Raw genomic sequence first — 641 nt, 5'->3', positions numbered from 1 at the left:
GGCCAGCGCGGTGTGGCGCACGCCCATGATCTCGTCGTCCTGCGAGGTCGACGTGATCTCCAGCTCGGCGGGCAGCGTGTCGCGCTCGATCACCAGCGAGTGGTAGCGGATCACGGTGAACTGCTGCGGCAGCTCGGCGTAGACGCCGCGCCTGTCGGTGGTGATGACGTCGGTCTTGCCGTGCATCTGCGTCTTCGCGCGGATGATCCTGCCGCCGAGCGCCGCGCCGATCGCCTGGTGCCCGAGGCACACGCCGAGGATCGGCAGCTGGCCGGTGAACTCGCGGATCGCGTCGACGCAGATGCCGRCCTCGGCCGGCGAGCACGGGCCGGGCGACAGCACCAGCCGCGCGGGTTTCAGTTCGCGGATGCCGTCGAGCGTGATCTCGTCGTTGCGGAACACGCGCACGTCCTCGCCGAGCTCGGCGAAGTACTGCACCAGGTTGAAGGTGAAGGAGTCGTAGTTGTCGATCATCAGCAGCATGTCGGCTCTATCCTATTGATTCCATTGGACGTTTTGATTCGTCCCGGTTTCTTGCCCGCTTCGAGACCCGCATTGTCGGCGGCAGGCGTGGCCTGCGTGACGTGCTGGGTGGGGGAGTCTGAGGCGCCCCAGATGGGCGCAATAGGTGGTCAGGCTGA

At 66.4% G+C, this 641-nt stretch carries 1 protein-coding gene; it reads right to left on the bottom strand.

The features are described from left to right. A partial coding sequence (locus tag AC1D01_RS37690) for an aminodeoxychorismate/anthranilate synthase component II (protein WP_477875063.1) occupies positions 1 to 483 on the bottom strand: 483 nt, incomplete at its 3' end. Between the last annotated feature and the right edge of the window lie 158 nt (positions 484 to 641).

It is taken from the genome of Rhizobacter sp. P3_B12 (genome assembly GCF_056402895.1).
The sequence above is the reverse complement of the archived record's forward strand: the minus strand, read 5'-3'. Positions and strand labels throughout refer to the sequence as shown.